This window comes from Paraburkholderia haematera, from assembly GCF_905220975.1.
In the GTDB taxonomy this organism is placed as follows: Bacteria; Pseudomonadota; Gammaproteobacteria; order Burkholderiales; family Burkholderiaceae; genus Paraburkholderia; species Paraburkholderia haematera.
In genome coordinates, this window is sequence record NZ_CAJNBK010000003.1 from 271,465 (window position 1) to 290,465 (window position 19,001).

A 19,001-nucleotide genomic window follows, 5' to 3' on the forward strand; every position below is an offset into this window, starting at 1 on the left:
TAGGAGGCGCGCAGCCCGGGGGCGTGCGAACCGCTGTATCAAGCGGTCCGCACGGCGATGCGCCGTAAGGCGCTTACTGCGTGAGGCTTTGAGACCTTAGATCTTGCCGATCAGGTCGAGCGACGGGGTCAGCGTTTCAGCGCCCGGCGTCCACTTGGCGGGGCACACTTCACCCGGGTGAGCCGCGATGTATTGCGCTGCTTGCACCTTGCGCAGCAGTTCGCCGGCGTCACGGCCAATGCCGTTGTCGTGAATTTCGGCCAGCTTGATCTCGCCTTCCGGGTTGATCACGAACGTGCCGCGCAGTGCCAGGCCTTCTTCTTCGATCAGCACGTCGAAATTGCGCGAGATGGCCAGGGTCGGGTCAGCGATCATCGGGTACTTGATCTTCTGGATCGTGTCCGACGTGTCGTGCCATGCCTTGTGCGTGAAGTGCGTATCGGTCGACACGCTGTAGATCTCAACGCCGAGCTTCTTGAATTCGGCGTAACGATCGGCCAGGTCACCCAGTTCGGTCGGGCAGACAAACGTGAAGTCGGCCGGGTAGAAAACGAAAACCGACCACTTGCCCTTCAGGCTTTCTTCAGTGACGGTCTGGAAATCGCCGTTGTGAAAAGCCTGTGCCTTGAACGGTTTGACTTGACTGTTGATGATCGGCATTTACTGAGTCCTCTTTCGGGGTGGTTGGAAAGTGGAGTCAGTATGTCAGACACCGCTTAATAGGTAAAGTGGTGTGTTTCAATTATTTCGATAGTTTATTACTATTTGAATACCGACCGGCGGCTATTGCACCGCACCAATCCTGGGCTCAGTCCTTCATAAGCCGCCAAAGGGTTGTGCGGCCGATTCCCAATGCCCGGCTTGCCGCAGCGCGGTTGCCGCCGGCCTGTTCGAGGGCGTGCATGACATCCTCGCGGGTGGGCGAGTGACGAACCGGGGCGTCACCATTGGCGTGGACCTGGGCCACGGCGCCCCGCACGGCCGCGACCGTCTGCCGCATCCGCCCGAATTCCGGAAACACTGCCTGCAGGTCCTGCCCGCCAACGTCCGCCGAATCGCTCAGATAAATGGCGGCGCGCGCCAGCAGATTTTCCAGCTCCCGCACATTGCCGGGCCACGCGTAGAACTCGAACAAGGGCGTGAGAAACGCCAGCACCCGCTCGAGCGCGGCACCCGACAGCCCAAACTGGAGCGCACTGCGGTTCAACAAGTGCCGCGCCAGTTGCGCGACGTCGCCGCGCCGTTCGCGCAGGGGCGGCAGTTCTATCTGAAGCAGGTTCAGTCGAAAGTACAAATCCGCGCGAAACGCGCCCTGCTCGACCAGCGCGTGCAGATCGCGATGCGTGGCGGCGATCACCCGCACGTCGACGGGCGTTGCGCGTCCGGCGCCGAGCTTCATGACTTCGCGCTCCTGCAACACGCGCAGCAGGCGGCTTTGCAGCGCCGCCGGCATCTCACCGATTTCGTCGAGAAAGATCGTGCCGGTGTGGGCGATTTCGAAAAGGCCCGGCTTGCCGCCGCGGCGCGCGCCGGTGAACGCCCCTTCCTCATGGCCGAACAGTTCGCTTTCGATCAGCCCTTCAGGGAGCGCCGCGCAATTGAACGCGACAAACGGATTGCCGCGCCGCCGGCTGGCATTGTGGATGCCTTGCGCAACCAGTTCCTTGCCGGTGCCGCTTTCGCCGCTCAACAACACGGTGGCGTCGTGAGCCGCGCCTGCGCGCGCGAGCCGCCGCACCCGCTCGAGCGCCGCCGAACTGCCGGTCAGGTCGTCCAGATGGTGCCGCGCGACCAGATGCTTCGGCCGCTGGCTGGTCCGCAGCGAGCGGTCGATCCGCTGCGCGACCAGCGCATCCTGCACGGTGACCACCGAGCCCGAACGCAAGCCCTGTTCGACGATCGGCACACAATTGACGATCAGCGCGCGGCCGCCGATCTGCTCGATGCGCTCTTCGACCGGCATGTCATGCTCGAGCGTCTCGCGCAGCCACGGGCCGACGGCGCGCGTCAATTGCGCCGGGACGTCCTGTTCGCGGTCGAGTCCGAGCAGATCGAGCATGGCCGGATTGACGGCTTCGAGCTGTCCGGCGTCGTCGAAGGCGGCCACGCCGTCGCGCAGATGGGCAACGATCGTGTTCAGGCGCACCCGCTTCGACTCCTTCTGGCGGCTCACGCGCGCCAGTTCGACCGAGCGCTCGAACGCTTCTTCGACCGCGCCGAGCGAGTACAGAAAGACGCTCTCAAGGCCGGCTTGCTGGGCGAGATCGCAGGCCATGCCGGGGCCAATTATCACGCGGCAGCCTTCGGCCGCCAGATTGTTGACCGCGAGCCGCACTTCGTCGATCGAGCGGTAAGCCCGCTGTTTCAGGCCAACGTTCAGCCACGCGCTCAGGTCCGCGAGTTCGTGCGAGATGGTTTCGTGCAGGACAAGGCCGATCTGCGCGCGAGGCCAGGTCGTCGTGGCGCGGGTGATCGCGCTCAGCACGTCGAACCCGTTCACCTTGACCATCACCACCGGCACGCTCAGGTTGTCGCGCAGGTAGGCGCCGTTCGATCCGGCCGCCAGTACGACATCGACCGAGCCCGCGTCCACATAGGCCTGCAGGGCCGTGACGGCGGCACCGTAGCCTTCCCGGACCGAAAAGAACCTGGCGCGCCCGGTATAACGCGGCGCAACAGTCTCGCAAAGCGATTGCAACCGGCTGATACTCACCAATGCAACACCTGGGCGGCCGGGATCGGGATTAGCAAGGGACGACGTGAAAATAGACATTACAACGCTCCGCTCGTAGCTGGAACGTTCCATGAAACGTTTCATGGAACGTTCCGATATTCTGCCATGATCCGCGACGCCGCTTCCGCCTTACCTAACCCATTGATTGCTCTACCTAAATTCAGAATGTCGGCGAATGGCATGCTTCCTGCGAATACAACCCGGCGTTCTATCACTCACGTCCTATCCGGAGACACACAGCCATGACCACTTCCGCTACCCGCCGCGCCGCCTTCCGCGCCAAAGTCAAACAACGCCAGGGCCTGCTCGTGCCGGGCGCCTTCAACGCCATGAGCGCGCGCGTGATCGAAGACGCCGGCTTCGAAGCGATCTACATCACGGGCGCGGGTGTCACTAACATGTCGCTCGGTCTGCCCGATCTTGGCTTCATCGGCCTGGCCGAAGTCGCCGAGCATTGCGCGCGGATTCGCGACGCGGTTGCGCTGCCGCTGATCGTCGACGCCGACACCGGCTTCGGCAACGCGCTGAACGTGCGCCAGACTGTGCGCGTGCTCGAGCGCAGCGGCGCCGACGTGATCCAGTTCGAAGACCAGGTCATGCCGAAGAAATGCGGCCACTTCGCCGGCAAGGAAGTCGTCGGCACGAGCGAGATGGTCGGCAAGATCCGCGCGGCCGTCGATGCCCGCGAAGACGGCAATCTGCAGATCATGGCGCGCACCGATTCGGCCGCGGTCCACGGCATTGAAGACGCGATCGAGCGCGGCCATCGCTTCATCGAAGCCGGCGCGGACATTCTGTTTATCGAAGCGACCGAATCGCTTGCTGACATCGAGCGTTTGCCGGGACTGTTCGACAAGCCGCAACTGATCAACATCGTGATCGGCGGCAAGACGCCGGTGCAATCGCGCGAAGCGCTCGGCAAACTCGGCTACGGCATCGTCCTGTACGCGAACGCGGCGCTGCAAGGCGCGGTGCTCGGCATGCAGCGCGCGCTCGGCACGCTGAAAAGCAATGGCCGCCTCGATGAGGACGCCAGCCTGGTCGCCCCCTTTAGCGAACGCCAGCGCCTCGTGAACAAGCCGCTGTACGACAAGCTCGATCGGGAATACGCGGCGAAGGACTGAGCGGCGAGAAAAGCCGTGTTTCCGGCGCGCTTCGCGCTGTCGCCAGCGCGCACCGCAATGCGCCCCGTTTGCTGCCGTCTACCGCTGTGCGTCGTGAATTGTTGCGTTACGATGCAGGGTTGGCGGCCGCAGGTGGCGGCTTAAGTGCGACAGCTGCGCATTCGCGTGCACGCGGTGGTGGCTACGCGTTGTGGTCCAGGCGTGACTGCCATGGATAAAGGCCATCAGTTTGCCTGCCCCAATGACTCCACCGACGCCAAACAGGCCGCGGCCTTATTGTTCGCCTGATGAGGAACGCCGGAAACACGCTTTCGAAAGGTTGTCGCAAACATGAAGTCAAAGCAATTGCGCGGTGCATGCCGGCACGCTAAAGGCGTCATCGAATTCACACGCAATGGCCAGGCGCCGGGGACGGTGCAATGACCAGCGGCGCACGCCATTCACATATCGGCTGGCTGCCGTATATCGTCGCGGCCACCTTCTTCATGGAGTATCTCGACACCACGGTGATCGCGACCGCGCTGCCGCAGATGGCGCACTCGTTCGGCGTCGGTCCGAACAGCCTGAGCCTCGGTATGACGGCTTACATGCTGGCGCTGGCGATCTTCATCCCGGCGAGCGGCTGGGTCGCCGACCGTTGCGGCTCACGCACGGTATTCTTCAGCGCGATCGGTGTGTTCACGGTGGCTTCGGTGTTGTGCGGTTTGTCGCAGAACGTGACTGAATTTACGGCCGCGCGGCTACTGCAAGGCATAGGCGGCGCAATGATGGTGCCGGTGGGCCGTTTGATCGTGGTGCGCAATACGGAGAAGAGCCGCATGATGCAGGCGATCTCGACCATCACCTGGCCGGCGATTGCCGCGCCGGTGGTCGGACCGCCGGTGGGCGGCTTCATCACCACCTATGCGTCATGGCGCTGGATCTTTCTGCTGAACGTGCCGTTCGGTCTGGCCGCCATGGCCGTTGCGCTCGCGCTGGTACCGAACCTGCGCGGCACCGAACGCAAGCCGCTCGACGTCGTCGGCCTCCTGCTGAGCGCCACGACACTGACGGCGATTCTGTATGGCGCTGAACTGGCGAGTCAGCCCGGCGAGAATCCGTGGGTGGCGGGCGCGCTCATCATCGGCGGATTGGTGATGGGCGTGGTGGCGTTCCAGCACGCGAAGCGTCACCCGCATCCGCTGATCGACGTATCCACGCTGAAAATCCCGACGTTTTCCGTGACAGTGGTGACCGGGTCGTTCACGCGCATCGGCATTGGCGCGGTACCGTATCTGATGCCGCTGCTGTTCCAGGTTGGCTTCGGCTTGTCGGCGTTCAAATCGGGCCTTCTGTTACTGGCGAGCGCCCTCGGCAACCTCGGCATGAAGGCGCTGACCACGCGCATCCTGCAACGCTACGGTTTCCGGATGGTGTCGATTATCGACGTGATGGTGGCGGGTGTTTTCATTATTGCCTGCGGGCTGTTGACGCCGAACGTGCCGCTCTTGCTGGTGTTGTTCGTCGTGTTCATTTACGGCGTCGCGCGCTCGATGCAATTCTCGACGCTTGCCACGCTCGCCTACGCAGACGTCTCGCAACCGCAGATGAGCGCGGCGAGCACGCTATGGAGCGCTGCCGCCCAGATGACAATCGGTCTTGGCATTGCCTTCGGCGCCGTTTCGCTGCGCGCGGCAGCTTTCTTCAACGGCGAGACGACCGGCCGTGTATTCACCCTGGACGATTTCCGCCTCGCGTTTCTGTTTGCCGGTGTGTTGACGCTGCTGTCCGTGACCGGCTACCTGGGTCTTGCCCGCAACGCCGGGCAGAGCATTGGCGGCGGTTCGCGCGGCGTCGAAGATCCGGCGAAAAGCTAGGCGCAAAGCAAGCTGGATGAAAGGGTTTGAAACGGGAGTTGAAGCAGCGGCATCCTTTGAATACCTGATCAGAACACGTGGAGACACGCGGTGCAAGCAAACGAGTTGACGATTTCGAGCGACCAGTCCGACCTCGACATGGAGACGATCTACGCGTTCCTCTCGAAGGAGACCCCATGGGCGAAGGACATGCCACGCGAGACGTTCGACCGGGCGATCGAGGGGTCGCTATGTTTCGGCGCGTATAGCGAAGGCAAGCAGATCGCATTTGCCCGTCTGGTGACAGACCGGGCGACATTTGCCTACCTGTGCGATGTCTTCGTGCTGCCGGCATACCGCGGCAAGGGAGTCGCGTCGACGTTGATGAAACACGTATTTGCCAGCCCGTCGCTGACCGGCTTGCGCCGAATCGTGCTGGTGACGACCGACGCCCACCACGTCTACAAGCCGCACGGCTTCAAGGAACTGACAGCGCCGGAGCGCTATATGGAGCTGCATAACCCGAACGTCTACAAGACGGCTTGAGCGGAGGGCGTGCCTTACCCGTAGGTCCGCTCGCGCATCCACTTCGTCATGATCCACTTGTCGCCGCCGAGCACCGGCGCGCCGCCGTGCAAGGTCAGCGGATCGAGTTGGCGCTGGCCGTTCATATAACGGAAATACACCGCGCCACCCTTGACTGCCGCGACTGACAATCCCGCTTCCGGGAAAATCGTTTCGCCGCCGTCCGGCACGTCGTTCAGATAGATCACAAGCGTCGCCACGCGCTGGCCGCCCTGCGCGGTATGCAGCGCGCTACCGGCCTGATCCGGCGGAAAATAGTCGAAGTGCGGGCGATATTCGCCGGTCGTGCCGTAATGCAGAATCTGCAGCCCTTCGCCGTTCTCGACCGGCCAGTTCATCAGACTCGAGATACGGCGGTCCATCTTTTCGATGAACGCGTCTTCCCCGCGCTGGTACCAGATGCCTTCGCTGGTGCGGTTGCGAATGACGTCTTCCTTGCCAGTCTCGGGATTGACCGTGGTCGAGCGTTTCAGCCGATGACGCGAGCGTTCGATCATCTCGTCGCATTCTTCCGGCGACAGCACATCGGCGAACACGATCACCTGCGGCCGCTCGCAGCGCATCAATACGCGGACGTCGCGATCGTGCGCACGGATCACATTCCCACGCGCAACGGGCAACGCGTCGTACTCGTATGTTTGCGGCCCGGTTTTGACCAGCGCCGCCTCAGTCGCGGCCTGCGGCGAGCCGCCTGCTTCCGCCGGGTTCATGCTGAACGCCTTGTGCACTTCCGCGCGCGCGGCTTCCGTGGCGAAACCGGCTTGCACCATCGCGTCGATCATCGAGTCGATGCTGCAACCGCGCGCTACATTGCTGCTCAGCCACGCTTCCCATGACGCATCTACTACCGGCATCGAACTCCCCCCGCTTGTTCATCTCGCAGAAATACTGCATCAACTGGCCGGCTCATGGCAAGACTGGGCCGCATGCGCCGGGCTGACCGGTTACGTGCGGCGCTGCCTGCGTCGATAGAGATCGAGGCCTTTTCTTGCCTGTGCCCTGATTGCGCGCTGCACGAAAGGTGTCCAGCCGAGTAGTGTGCCCTTGATGCCCAAAGCCTGACGGGCCCAACGCCAAAGGTCGAACGTATCGCGATGTTCGGCGATGCGGCCGTCGCGAAACACAAAACGGGCGTCGATGCGGTTGACCACCGTGCGGCCCGTCTGACTGAAAGTGTAACGGGCCACCCAGTGGGCGCGGCCGGTGAGCTCATCGGCGTCAATACGGTCGAACGTCAGCGAGAAGTCCTGCGCGCGCGCCACCAGCATACGCCACATGTCGCGCGCCTCTTCGCCGCGTAGCTCGCCAAAGGCCGGATCGCTGAAGACTACGTCGTCGGCATAGCAGGTGGCCATTGTTTCAGCGTCGCGCCGCTGGAACGCGGTATAGAAACGCTCGATCAGTTCGGTGTTGAGATGGCTCATGGTCTCGTGTTTGTGCTTGTACGTGGCCGGTCGAGGAAACGCACCCGGAAAGAAGCGCGCACCGGGGTTTGAGCGCGCACAAGCCGCACACGATATCGGAAAACGGAGCAGCCGGGGTGGTAAGGCCCGTCCGGACGGCAAGGCAGCGGCCGCTCCGGTCAACGCCCACCCTTTCGACGCCCCCCCTCGCACCCGGCATCGCCGGCAAACCTATCGCTTCGAAAATCGGCGTTGCCTTTCGCAAATTCGAACGGGCGCCGGCCGTCCGGGCGTCTTTCCGGACGTCTTTCCGGGCGTTTATCGAGTTCGCCCGAAGCAGGTAAAACCGCCTCTGCAACACTCGCGCCGCCTTTCGTTATATCCTGTCAAATATCACGGTATGCTCTCGTGGAGCGCGGTGGCTCGCCCTGAATCCGCGCGCGACGAAGCGAAACAAACAAGCAGGAGCCCGCAGCGGTGCGTAATCCACCTACATCGCCATCCACATCGCCATCCACATCGCCATCCACATCGCGATTGAGCTTATCCAACCCGGCGGGACGCCTCCCGAAAGGGCTTTCGTCGACTATCGTCGCGGTGAAGTCGGCGTCCGAACGCGGCCGCGCCGAACTGATCCGAGATGTTGTCGATGCTTACCGGCGCCTTTATGGCAGCGTGCAGCGCTTCGTGCTGATGTTCAGGGACGATCAATTGAACTTCGCTTCGGTGGGCACCTCGGGTTCGCACTCGTTGAACCAGCTGCTGTCGATCCTTGCCGAACAGGCCAAAGCGGCGGCCTTCGTCCGTCTGCGCGATCTGAAAGCTGCGATCGAAGAGGCGCGCTCGGCAGAACAGCTTCGCGACGCGATTTTCTCGGACGCGTTTAGCAACGACCTGGCTGCGCTACGCAAGGTGGTGGTGGAACTCGAACGGCTCGACACGGCCTTTATCGGTCTGTGCGTTGGGCATGTTCTCGATCGCCATTGCCGCCTATGAACGTTTTCGTTTGCCCATCGTTATATATCGACGAACATATCGCCAGTCCCGCCTGCATGGCACGCGTGTCCAGCACGCACGTTCAGTCAACCTGACGCCAGAACCGGATTCGAGGTCCTCATGCACACGCCGCCGTTTCGACTCGCCCACCCCCCGCGTCTCAAACTGTCCAGCGACGAGCTGGCCGGCACCGGCATGCGCGCGGCCGACCCGTGCTGCACGCCCGCCAAGGTATCGTTCTCGAACGCCAAACGGCGTGCGCGCCTCGCCGAGCTCGATGGCCAACTCCATTGTTCGATCATCGGCACCTGTCTCAGCACGCATGAACTGCGCAAGCTGGTGCCTAAATTCACCGGCCTCGACAGCCGCGACGCGAGCGATCTGGAGATTCACCACTCGGCCGTCGAACTCGCGATCGACGGCGGCGCCGGCGCCAAAGCCCTGCACAAGTTGCTCGACGAGCGCTATGCGGGGGCAATCCGCCGTTTCGACAAAGCCGCCGATGGCGTCGATCTGCTGAAGCTCTGGGACGAAGCGCTGAGCAACGGTGACATCCCACCGGCTTACTGGGCGCTGATGACGCATCCGTGCGCGAGCTTGCACGTGCGCCAGAAAGCGTTCGGCGAATTGCACATGCTGTCGCATCTGGTCGGCGCGGCGAATCGCGCGGACATTCGCAGACTGGTTGCGCTCGAAACGGAAAACGCCGAGTTGAAGGAGAAAGTCGAGCGGCAGCAACGCTGCCTCCAGGAGACCAGCATGCAGCGCGACGCGTCGATCGCCGTGCTCAATGAGCAGATCGCGCAGCTCACCGCTCTGGCCACGCGTCAGACCCCGACGGATCCCACCGATCTCGAAACCGAGATTTCAAGGCTGCGCGACAGGCTGGCCGACGCCGACCAGCGGGTGGCGCTGCACACCAGCCGCCGTGAGGCCGCTGAACAGCGTGCGCTGCAGGAACAAGGCGCGGCGCTCGCGCTACGCAAGAGCCGCGATCAGGCCTTGGCGCTGCTCAAACTGGTGCAAAGCGAATGCGACGCGCTGGAACGCGCAACGGTGGATGCGACCCATAGCGATGGCGCACAGATGCGGCAAGCCAGCCTCGACAGCCTGCGCGGCAAACGGATTGTGTATGTGGGCGGCCGCCCCGGTTCGAATGCCGCGCTCAAGCGGTTGGTGGACGCCGCCGGCGGTGATCTGATGGTGCACGACGGCGGCGTGGAAGATCGCAAGGGCCTGCTTGCCGCTGCGTTGCCGGGTGCGGATATGGTTGTGTTTCCGGTCGACTGCGTCGATCACGATTCGATGAATACGCTCAAAAGGGTGTGCGAGCGTCATCAGATCGACTACCACCCGTTGCGCACGGCAAGCGTGGCGAGCTTTGTCGAACTGGTGGACCGCCTGCGCCCCGAGCATGTTGCCCAGTTGGGCAATCCGCCGGCCTCGGCGTTTTGCCTGCGCCACGGCTGAGCACTGAGCACTGAGCGCTGAACCGGGGAGCTATTAGCCCCCCAGCCCCAGCCGCTGCTCAGGAGCGAATCAGCCGGGTCAACTCGGCGATCTGTTTCGCGCAGCTTCGTTGCGCCTCGACTTCGACGTCACGATACAAACGGATGATGTTTTCGCCCACCGGCGTCAGCGTACAACCGCCGCCGCTTTGACCGCCCTGCTCCGAATGCGTGGCGGGCGATTTGAGCGAGCGGTTCAGTTCGTCGATCAGCAGCCATGCACGCCGGTACGACATGCCGAGGCTGCGTGCCGCAGCCGAAATCGAACCGTACTCGCGCACGGCTTCGAGCAGTTCGACTTTGCCCGGCCCGAGCGCGACGGCGTCACCGCTGCGGATGCGCATTCTGAAGCGCACTTCGGGACGCGGTTTCGCGGATTTTGTCGCGGGTCTTGGTTTGGTTTTCGCGGTATCAGCCATGCGCGAAAGCATACACGAACCGTCTCGCCCTGCCACCCTGGCCGAACAGTCCTCAGGGGTGGCCGGAAAAGCAATGGCCGTAGTCTTCGCAGCCCGGACAACCGGGAGCCGGACCGGGCTCAAGCCCTAAGGAAAGCGCGCGCTGCTGGGCAAGGAATTTCTTCCAGCGCAGCTTGCCGACATTCAGCCCGACCAGCGTCGGGAAATAACGCATCAGCATCCAGGTGACTTCTTCGCGGCCCGCAAGACCGAGATCGCGCCACAGGTGATCGGGCCGCAGGCACGCGTGAGCGATGATCGAGGCAAGACAGCGAGCGTCGTCCGCGTCGACGGCGCTGCTGGCATACGTGAGCAGCAGCGCACGTAGCGTTTCGACGAATACCGTGTGCTCGCCGGTATCGACGGGTGGCAATGCAGACAACGGAGCAGGCGCGGCCGCATGCACGAAGTGCCGCGCCAGCAGCCCGCGCCACACCCGCTGCGGCAACCCGAGCAGCGCCAGTTCGTTGCGCACGTCGCGCGCGGCAATCAGCTTCGCGAACAGTTGCGTATCGGGCGACGCAGCGTTCGTGGCCGCTGCCAGCCACGTTGCCACGCGCTCGGCGACCTGCGCATCGAGCGGTGCACGCAGCCCTTCGGCGCCGGGCGCGGCAGTCTCTGCGGTAGGCGAAAGCGGTTCGTCAGGCATGGCGGTAACGCGATGATGAACAGCGGACCATGTTACGCCTGTGGCTGGAGTTGCCTACGCCGACGGCTTCAAAACGTGCGCCTCGATGCGCGCGAGACGTTTGACGTGGCGTGGCGCGGGCAGAATGTCCGAACCGGAAAACAGAATCGGCGCGCCTTCGTCAGCATCGAGCGCGCGGCCACCGGATTCGTAGGCGACCAGCACGTTCTCGCCGACCGGTGTGTTGAACAGTTCATGCCATGAAAACGTCACGACATAGCCATCGTGTCCCACCGCTACGAACACCGTGCGCTTGAACTCGCCCGGCACCTCGTTCGGCAGGCCCGCCTCCGAGATCAGCGTCGTCAAACGCACGCCGCGATAGGGCTCGACGCTGCGGATGAAGCGGTTCGTCGTGTAACAGCGCAGATCGAACGGCGCGCTCAGCACACTTTCGTAAGCCTTGAGCCGTTCGAGGTCGAAAGACAAGGGCCGCTGGAACCGTCCGCTCAGGACGAGCGCGCCATCGACGGCAGGCGCGGCAATCACATTCACACTATCCATACGCGGTTATCTCCAGCATTGTTGCCTGAGCGGCCTGTTCACTCGTTATGTCCGTGCGTATATTACGCCGCGACGGCTGCCGTGGCGCAAAAATGCATCGATACGCAATATATCGGCAAACATATCGGCGCCCATCCGCCGCGCCGCCTCGGGCTCATCTCGATCGAGCTATGGGCGGATTTTCCCGCTCAATTGAATTGACCCCACCGAGCGCGCAGCAACACACAACGCCACGCAATGACGTCGTAATATAGCGCTCTTAATAACGTACCGGGGTTAATCGCATGATTCGCAAGCTGCTTGCATCTTTCGTGGTCGTGGCCGGCGTGGCGACGGCCGCGCCCGCCTTCGCGCAAGACGACACGGTCAACGTGCTGTACGCCGGTTCGCTCGTCAATCTGATGGAGCGCAGCGTGGGACCCGCCTTTGAAAAGGCCACCGGCCAGCACTTCCGCGGCTATGCGGCGGGCTCGAACAAGATTGCTAACGAGATCAAGGGCAAACTGCGCCGCGGCGACGTGTTCATCAGCGCGAGCCCGAAGGTGAACGCCAGCCTGATGGGCGAGGCGAACGGCGAGCACGTTACGTGGTACGTGAACTTCGCCGAATCGCCGCTGATGATCGGCTACAACCCGCAAAGCAGGTTTGCTGCGGACTTCAAGAACAAGCGCTGGGACCAGGTGTTGCAGGAGCCGGGCATCCGCATTGGCCGTACCGATCCGAAGCTCGACCCAAAGGGCGCATTCACCGTCGAGATGATGACGAAGGCGGCGGATCTCTATCATCAGCCGGATCTTGTCGAGAAAACGCTGGGCGCCGCGGAAAATCCCGACCAGGTTTTGCCTGAAGAAACGCTGGTGGGCCGCCTGCAATCCGGCCAGCTCGATGCCGGGTTCTTCTACTCGACCGAAACGTCCGACCTGAAAATTCCGGCAATCCGTCCGGCACCGGAATTGCAGGCCAAAGCGAGCTACACGCTGACAATTCTCAGCGATGCCCCGAACCATGCGGGCGCGAGCAGCTTTGTCGACTTCCTGCTGAGCGCGCAAGGGCGCGCGCTGCTCAAGCAACACGGCGTGGATGTCGTCAAACCGACCGTTACCGGCAACGTGCAAGCCATGCCGCCCTCGGTGCAGGCCGTGATCGACGCCGCGCAGTAAGGTGGTGGTGAAACAGGCGGTGAATCAGGCTATGGATCAGGCGATGAATCAGGCGGCGAGTCAGGCTGTAAGTCAGACCGTGAAACCGTCCGCCTCGCGGCCGCTGCTGTGGCTGGCGGCGCTGCTCGCCGTCTATCTGTGCGCCCCGTTTATCGCGAGCGTGCCGCAACTCGGGGCGGCCGATTGGCCGAATGTCGACTGGCCCGCGGTGTGGTCGGCGGTCGGTGTATCGGCGGCCAGCGCCAGTGTGGCCTCGTTCGTGATTCTGCTCGGCGGCGTGCCGCTCGGCTATCTGCTGGCGCGCTCGAATTCGCGCAAGATGGCGCTGCTCGGCTTCGTCGTACAGTTGCCGCTCGCCCTGCCGCCACTCACGAGCGGCGTGCTGCTGCTGTTTCTGCTCGGCCCGTATAGCTGGGTCGGCCGGTTCACCGGCGGGGCGCTGACCGATTCGTTCGCCGGCATCGTCCTCGCGGAAATTTTCGTGGCCGCGCCCTTCCTCATCATCGCCGCAAAATCGGCGTTCGCCGCCGTGGACCCGGTGCTCGACGATGTGGCCGCGACGCTCGGCCACCATGCGGGCAGCCGCTTTTTCCGGGTGATGTTGCCCGTTGCGTGGCCGGCGATTCGCGCGGGGCTCGCGCTAGCCTGGTTGCGCGCATTCGGCGAGTTCGGCGCGACGGTCATGGTGGCTTATCACCCGTATTCGCTGCCGGTCTACACCTACGTCGTATTCGGTGGCCAGGGCCTGCCGGCGATGATGCCCCTGCTTCTGCCGACGCTCGCGATTGCGATTGTCTGCGCGGCGCTGTCGATTTACAGCCTTCGGCAGAAAGCCTCGTTCGAACAAACCGAAAACGGCGACGACGCGCTGGAATCCGGCACGGATTTGACGGCGGGCCGTGGCGAGACTTCCGATCGTCGCCTTGCCTTCCGTTTACAGCGCCGCCTGGGCGCGTTCGAGCTCGACATAGCGTGGACACCTGCGACACGGCGGCTTGCGATCATCGGGCCGTCGGGCTCCGGCAAATCGTTGGCGTTGCGTCTGATTGCAGGGCTCGAATCCAACGCATCCTGTTCCGTTCGGCTCGGCGCAGCCGACTTGAGCCCACTGCCGCCCGAGCGCCGCCAGATCGGCTATATGCCGCAAGACTACGGCTTGTTTCCGCATATGACGGTCGCGCAGCAACTCGCATTTCCCGTCGACGCCGACGCGGCCAGCGCGCGTTACTGGCTCGATCATCTCGGCCTCGCGCAACTGGTCGCGCGCTTGCCACATCAATTGTCGTTCGGTCAGCGGCAACGCGTGGCGCTAGCGCGGGCGCTCACGCGTCATAGCGAATTGCTGCTGTTCGATGAGCCGTTCGCGGCGCTCGATACACCGCGGCGGCGTCGTTTGCAGCAGTCGCTGCGCGCGTTGCAGCGCGAGATCGCAGCGGTGACGATCATCGTCACGCACGATCCCGACGAAGCGGCTCTGCTTGCCGACGAAGTCCTGGTTGTCGAACAGGGGCGCGTGCTGCAGGCGGGTTCCATCGATGCGGTGTTCGAACGGCCGGCTTCGATGCGGGTGGCCGAACTGCTCGGCTTGCATAACGTCGGCGAGGGGTTGATGACAGCGCCCGGGCAGGTCGAGATTGGCAACGGGTTGGCAATCGCAACGGGTCATGACGGCTTGGCCATGCCCGCCGGGCAACGGGTGATGTGGCGCGTCTCCTCCCACGCGGTGGTCATTTCGGCCGATGGCGCTTATGCCGGCAAGGTCGACGCGGTCGAGTTACGGCGCGGCGAGCGATATGTCCGGCTGAATATCGCGGGAGTGCGGTTCGATATCGCGAACGAAGATACCCGCTTGCGGGAAGGAAGCCCGTGCCGGATTGATGTTGAAGGTTCCGGCGTGTCGGTCTGGGATGTGAGCTAACGCGTTGGTTTTGGCCGAGGCAGTGCATGACGGCCTGGCGGCCATTAAAGGCAAACCGCCGGCTAGCCCTCACCTGCGTGAGCCCGCTTCCTGACTTCAGAAAACGCCATATCCACGAGCAATTTTCCGGAATCGAAAACAGTGACGAGCGCCTCGTCCCACTCCCCTTCAACGGTGCGGTCATCCCACGTCACCGGCAACGTCACTGTCCGATACTCGCCTGTGTGACGGTTCACCAGCAAGGTGAGCCGCCCTTTCATCGAGCGTTTGCCGGCATCGGTGACCGGGTCCTTATGGACGTCGTGCCATTCATCCCCAAGCCGGATGGCCGAACACTTCATGGCGAACCGCTGCGTATCGCGGTTGATCTGCTGCAGCAAGGCGCCACCCATGCCGAAGACGATGTTGTCCGCTGCAAAACCGGCCTTATCCATGCCAGCAAGGATCGCCTCGATCGAATCCGGATTCACGCCGTCGCCCTGAATCACGCGGACGTTATTGAGCACGCGCCGCCCCTTGCTGTTCATCGTCGAACCGAATGACGCCTCGAGTGCCCGCATGGTCTGCAGGACAATCGTCAGCGGATCGCCGGAATCCGGCCGGATCACCAGCGTGCCGCCAGCATCGAGCACCGCCTGCTTCAACTCCGTGCCCCATGCCTGAAGCGCGGCGAACAGGTCGTAGGAATCGGACACCACCGAAACAATTGCCCCCGGCTTGCCAAACTTCTCGATCATGTTGCGGAACGCTTCGGTTTCACGCTCGCGCCCCCATGACGTGATCGTGCTGTGCTCCGCGGCCGGCACGGAAAACGCCGCCATCGGTTCGTTGTAATAGTGATTCGCGGCCACGACGCCGAGCACCGTATCCGAACCCATGAAACTGACCAGATGCGCTGAGCCGCCAATCGCTGCCGATTCCGCACTCGACACGCCGCGCGCGCCGAAATCGTGCAGCTTGAACGGCAATTGCGTGAGGTCGTCGCTACTCTTCTCCAAGTACGAGCGGATCGTTTTGCGCAGATGCCAGCTTTGCGTCGCGACCGTAATCGGATACCACACGCGTAGCAGCATCGTTTCCAGATACGTGGCCAGCCAGAACACCTTGGGATCGTCACATTCGACCGTGACCAGCACGTTGTGCGTGGGCACGACCGAGCCTTCCGGCACCGCGCGAATCCGCACCGGCAGATAGCCGCCACAGTGTTCGACGATGTGGCGCCAGCCGGCTTCGTTGAACGGCTCGCCATGCGCCGTGAAAAACGTCTTCGCCTGATCGATCATCCCGGCGGTAACAGGCCGGAGCAGATACTCCTTGATCAGCATCTGAAGGCCGAAGAACAGCGTGCGGTCATAGCGCCCGCCGCGCGACTCGATGTATGAAAACATCGCCGACGCTTCGGGCGGATATTGCAGATAGTGCGACGCCTTATACGAATCCGTGTTGAGAATCGGATTCGACAGGATCGACGCCATTTCGTTGAACGGGTTGATGTCGTTTTGCATGGACGATGGTGCGCTCGTGTGGCTCTCTCAAGAGTAATCAGGCCGGCAGCGGGTCATGCCGCTTACGCCGTCCGTGCCCCAAACTACACCATACATCATCAAAACACGCCCGGAATGACCCGGAACCGCACCTTACTCAGGTAAGCCCGATACCGCTCGTCATCGGACAGGAGCCGTTCCTCCCGCACAATGCGCCCAACCTGCAACGCAAACTGGCATCCGTAGACAATCACGTTCTGGACCCCGAAGTTCGCCAGCAAAAAACCGATGTCCGTCAAGAAATACCCCAGGTACATGGGGTGGCGCACGAACCGGTAAGCCCCGCGAGAAACCACCCCGCGATTGGCGGGCAAAATACCAAAGGACCTGCGCAGCGACACCTTCGCGAAGAGTTGCCAGAAAATCCCCAGCAGTTGCAACGACGCGCCCGCCAGCTCCGGAATGAGTTGGACCCCGGGCGAGAGCCGCACGGCTAGAAAATAGAACGTCCCACCTACCGCGCAAATGAACGCAAACGGTGTCCAGTCACGCTTGATGGGCACCCGCGCAAAGAGCGCCAGCCCCATGGTCATGAACGCACTCACCACGAACAGCAACAAGGTGACGCGTGTGGGCGCGGCGAGCCATTGCTTGACCGCTGCGTACGTAAAGATGCCCAACATGAGCGCCGCGGCGGCGCGCGCGAGGACTTCGATCAACGCCTCGCGCACGCCGCCAGCCGGTCTCGCGTCGTCTTCACCGTCGGCGCCAGGCACCGCGCCCGCCGGGTCGCTGAAGGCTGCGTCCTGGTGACAGCGTTCATTATCGGGTCCCCGCGAGGAGGTGGTCTCTGTCATGGCATACTCATTTCGATATGCGAATTATTTTTCAAGCCCGCTGCATTCGGGTTTCTTGTCTGTCAATGTCGCAGAGTAGCAGTCACTGCCGCCGGAAGTCCATATCATGCCACGCGCGCCCGGATTCAATCCTGGCGCGCGCGTCTTTGCGATCGGATGGGCTCAGTGCCCCGGCTTCAGTTGCCGCGGCACGTTCGGCCGCGTAGCAAACAGGCGGCCGAGTATGCCTTTGCGGGGCTCGGCGACGGCCGGCCACAGCATATCGGCAAGCAGGCAGATGCCTTGCGTCAGCGCGCTGTCGTGGGCGGCGGTGAGGAGCGGTACGCCGCGGTTGAGCGCCTCATTGACCTGCTTTTCGTCACGCGGAAGCTGGTGCGCGACCTTCGCCCCGAGGGTCTGTTCGAGCGTCGGCAGGTTGATGCACGCATTCTTGTCGTATTGGTTCACCACGACCCTCACCTTGCTGGCCGGAAAACCCCGTTCCTTAAAAATATCGAGCATCCGGCGGCCGCCGTGCAGGTAAAGCAGGTTTTGCCGCACCACCATGCAGATTGCATCGCTGCGATCGAGTGCATGGATCGTCAGCGAATTGAGGCTCTGGCCGATGTCGATGAGCACCGCGTCGTACCGCTTGCGCGCCAGCGCGAGAATGGGCTCCAGGTGCCCGGGCAGCACCGCGGCTGCCCTGATCGGATCGCCTGCCCCCGCCAGCACGTCGAGGTTCGGGTGGACGTGCATCACGCAGGCGTCCAGCAAAGCGGCGTCGAGGTGGTCGATCTGCGCGCACAGATCGACGAGCGTCGCGGGCGGCGGTTTGGCGGTCAGGAGCAGGCTCGCGTCGGCGAATTGCTGGCTGAGATCGATCAGCAGCACGCGCCTGTTACGCAGCGCCGCCAGCGACCAGGCGAGATTCACGGCGATCAGCGTGGTGCCACTGCCGCCCTTGCAGGATGCCAGCGAGACGACCCGCCCGGTGTGGCGCATGCCTGCACTTTTTTTCGCGGCGATCGGCGTGAGCGCGGCGGCGATCTCGTAGGCATCCAGCGGCCATGACAGCACATGCCGCACGCCAACGCGCGTCGCCGCGGTCAGCAAGGCGGCGGAGGGTGCCGGCGTGATCAGCATGCAGTGCAAGGCAGGCGAGCAGGCCAGCGCCTCCTCGACGCCACCCAGATCGCGCGCGCTCAGATCGACGTCGTCGACGATCAGCAGATCGGCGCTCCGGATGGCGCGGGCGTGCATACGCAGCTGGCGTGCCGTGCAGTAAGCGGTGCGCAGGCGATACACCGCGCCGCTTTCTTCGAGGCGCGCGACGATATGCAGCGCGCGCTCCGCGCTGGAAGAAATCAGAAAAATGTCGATCATGTCGGGTCTCCGCCGGACTAAAGCCTTCCAGTCGGTAAGGCTGTGTCATTAACAGTCGACATTCAGATGTATTCGTCGGAATCGGATGGCAGGATGTCCGCAGTCTGGGCATGACCTCGTTCGGGCGAAACCGGCATCTCATACATCGCGTCGCGCAACACGTCGCGTTGAATCTCGGCCTGAGCCTTGCGCTTCATCGCCTCGGCGATCACCAGCGTGAGCAGATCGGCCGATGGCGCGGCAAACAAGGAGCGCTGCCGCGCAAAGTGCCGTTGATAGGAGAGACCGGCGCCGTGCGCCAAGGTGTGATGGTCCAGCCGCAAGGCGGCCGGCTTGCTGATCGTTTTCATGACAACCCCCGCTTGATAGGTCATTTCAAGGC

General features: G+C 63.1%; 18 protein-coding genes. 7 read left to right on the plus strand and 11 right to left on the minus strand.

Annotated features, from left to right (window positions below):
• Positions 1 to 96: 96 nt before the first annotated feature.
• Both ahpC and prpR read right to left on the minus strand, forming a co-directional pair.
• Positions 97 to 660, minus strand: coding sequence for an alkyl hydroperoxide reductase subunit C (gene ahpC / locus KHO23_RS08515; RefSeq protein WP_211610565.1), 564 nt, complete (start codon positions 658 to 660; stop codon positions 97 to 99).
• A 148-nt stretch (positions 661 to 808) separates the two neighbouring features.
• Positions 809 to 2,773 carry a propionate catabolism operon regulatory protein PrpR gene (gene prpR, locus KHO23_RS08520; RefSeq protein WP_236066750.1) on the minus strand — a complete coding sequence of 655 codons (1,965 nt, stop codon included), beginning with the start codon at positions 2,771 to 2,773 and terminating at the stop codon, positions 809 to 811.
• Positions 2,774 to 2,976: 203 nt separating this feature from the next.
• Here prpR and KHO23_RS08525 point away from each other — a divergent pair, with 203 nt between their 5' ends.
• From KHO23_RS08525 to KHO23_RS08535, 3 genes are all read left to right on the plus strand, one after another.
• Complete coding sequence (locus KHO23_RS08525; RefSeq protein ID WP_211610566.1) at positions 2,977 to 3,858, plus strand: isocitrate lyase/PEP mutase family protein; 882 nt, start codon at positions 2,977 to 2,979, stop codon at positions 3,856 to 3,858.
• 419 nt (positions 3,859 to 4,277) lie between these two features.
• Positions 4,278 to 5,714 carry a DHA2 family efflux MFS transporter permease subunit gene (locus KHO23_RS08530; RefSeq protein WP_211610567.1) on the plus strand — a complete coding sequence of 479 codons (1,437 nt, stop codon included), beginning with the start codon at positions 4,278 to 4,280 and terminating at the stop codon, positions 5,712 to 5,714.
• A 90-nt stretch (positions 5,715 to 5,804) separates the two neighbouring features.
• Entirely contained in the window at positions 5,805 to 6,239 is a 435-nt protein-coding gene (locus KHO23_RS08535) for a GNAT family N-acetyltransferase (protein WP_211610568.1), read from the plus strand.
• Between the two features lie 14 nt (positions 6,240 to 6,253).
• Here KHO23_RS08535 and KHO23_RS08540 read toward each other — a convergent pair whose 3' ends face one another.
• A complete protein-coding gene (locus KHO23_RS08540) occupies positions 6,254 to 7,132 on the minus strand; it encodes a 2OG-Fe(II) oxygenase (RefSeq protein ID WP_211610569.1) in 879 nt (292 codons plus the stop codon).
• Positions 7,133 to 7,222: 90 nt separating this feature from the next.
• Entirely contained in the window at positions 7,223 to 7,702 is a 480-nt protein-coding gene (locus tag KHO23_RS08545) for a nuclear transport factor 2 family protein (protein WP_211610570.1), read from the minus strand.
• Positions 7,703 to 8,218: 516 nt separating this feature from the next.
• On the opposite strand from KHO23_RS08545, the gene KHO23_RS08550 reads away from it, so the two are divergent.
• A complete protein-coding gene (locus KHO23_RS08550; protein WP_236066751.1) occupies positions 8,219 to 8,677 on the plus strand; it encodes a hypothetical protein in 459 nt (152 codons plus the stop codon).
• A 120-nt stretch (positions 8,678 to 8,797) separates the two neighbouring features.
• Complete coding sequence (locus KHO23_RS08555; RefSeq protein ID WP_211610571.1) at positions 8,798 to 10,147, plus strand: DUF2325 domain-containing protein; 1,350 nt, start codon at positions 8,798 to 8,800, stop codon at positions 10,145 to 10,147.
• 58 nt (positions 10,148 to 10,205) lie between these two features.
• Here the strand turns inward: KHO23_RS08555 and KHO23_RS08560 are convergent, their stop codons facing one another.
• The 3 genes from KHO23_RS08560 to KHO23_RS08570 all read right to left on the minus strand — a co-directional run bounded on the left by KHO23_RS08560 (position 10,206) and on the right by KHO23_RS08570 (position 11,835).
• Entirely contained in the window at positions 10,206 to 10,616 is a 411-nt protein-coding gene (locus tag KHO23_RS08560; protein ID WP_407946040.1) for a winged helix-turn-helix domain-containing protein, read from the minus strand.
• A 40-nt stretch (positions 10,617 to 10,656) separates the two neighbouring features.
• The gene (locus KHO23_RS08565; RefSeq protein WP_407946046.1) at positions 10,657 to 11,235 is read right to left on the minus strand and encodes a nitrogen fixation protein NifQ; all 579 of its coding nucleotides are present in this window, start codon (positions 11,233 to 11,235) and stop codon (positions 10,657 to 10,659) included.
• Positions 11,236 to 11,346: 111 nt separating this feature from the next.
• Entirely contained in the window at positions 11,347 to 11,835 is a 489-nt protein-coding gene (locus KHO23_RS08570; RefSeq protein WP_211610574.1) for a molybdopterin-dependent oxidoreductase, read from the minus strand.
• 284 nt (positions 11,836 to 12,119) lie between these two features.
• Here KHO23_RS08570 and KHO23_RS08575 point away from each other — a divergent pair, with 284 nt between their 5' ends.
• Positions 12,120 to 12,995, plus strand: coding sequence for an extracellular solute-binding protein (locus KHO23_RS08575; RefSeq protein WP_211610575.1), 876 nt, complete (start codon positions 12,120 to 12,122; stop codon positions 12,993 to 12,995).
• 79 nt (positions 12,996 to 13,074) lie between these two features.
• The gene (locus KHO23_RS08580; protein WP_211610798.1) at positions 13,075 to 14,913 is read left to right on the plus strand and encodes an ABC transporter ATP-binding protein/permease; all 1,839 of its coding nucleotides are present in this window, start codon (positions 13,075 to 13,077) and stop codon (positions 14,911 to 14,913) included.
• A gap of 62 nt (positions 14,914 to 14,975) precedes the next feature.
• Here KHO23_RS08580 and KHO23_RS08585 read toward each other — a convergent pair whose 3' ends face one another.
• The 4 genes from KHO23_RS08585 to KHO23_RS08600 all read right to left on the minus strand — a co-directional run bounded on the left by KHO23_RS08585 (position 14,976) and on the right by KHO23_RS08600 (position 18,969).
• Positions 14,976 to 16,418, minus strand: coding sequence for a nicotinate phosphoribosyltransferase (locus KHO23_RS08585; RefSeq protein WP_211610576.1), 1,443 nt, complete (start codon positions 16,416 to 16,418; stop codon positions 14,976 to 14,978).
• Between the two features lie 98 nt (positions 16,419 to 16,516).
• Positions 16,517 to 17,080: a methyltransferase family protein gene (locus KHO23_RS08590; RefSeq protein WP_236066766.1), complete on the minus strand. Its 564-nt coding sequence runs from the start codon at positions 17,078 to 17,080 to the stop codon at positions 16,517 to 16,519.
• Between the two features lie 336 nt (positions 17,081 to 17,416).
• Positions 17,417 to 18,619 (minus strand): AAA family ATPase, encoded by a 1,203-nt coding sequence (locus tag KHO23_RS08595; protein ID WP_211610578.1) that lies wholly within the window; start codon positions 18,617 to 18,619, stop codon positions 17,417 to 17,419.
• A gap of 62 nt (positions 18,620 to 18,681) precedes the next feature.
• Positions 18,682 to 18,969 carry a hypothetical protein gene (locus KHO23_RS08600; RefSeq protein ID WP_211610579.1) on the minus strand — a complete coding sequence of 96 codons (288 nt, stop codon included), beginning with the start codon at positions 18,967 to 18,969 and terminating at the stop codon, positions 18,682 to 18,684.
• Between the last annotated feature and the right edge of the window lie 32 nt (positions 18,970 to 19,001).